The 201-nt window shown below is 73.6% G+C and carries 1 pseudogene; it reads right to left on the bottom strand.

Annotation, left to right across the window (positions count from 1 at the left end):
- A pseudogene (locus AX721_RS27260) lies at nt 1-143 on the bottom strand (nucleoside-diphosphate sugar epimerase); the annotation flags it as partial.
- Nucleotides 144-201: the final 58 nt, after the last annotated feature.

Here is a 201-nt window from a genome sequence, read left to right as displayed (position 1 = left end):
CCCGCGCGCCAGCCGATCCGCTTCACCGCGATGTGCGCCGGCTTCAGGCGCGCGACGGCCTCGGCCAGACCAAGGGCCTGGGCTTCGATGCCGGCGCGGCCGTCCGAGACGGCCCATATCCTCAGGGGACGCGGGGCCGCCATCGAGCGGGGGTCAGACCCACTCGACCTTGGTGATCTCGTAGGACTTGCCGCCGCCGGG

The sequence above is a fragment of the Phenylobacterium sp. CCH9-H3 genome, from assembly GCF_001557235.1.
Lineage (GTDB): Bacteria > Pseudomonadota > Alphaproteobacteria > Caulobacterales > Caulobacteraceae > Phenylobacterium.
Note: the sequence above shows the minus strand (reverse complement) of the source record. Positions and strands in the feature narration are given on the sequence as shown.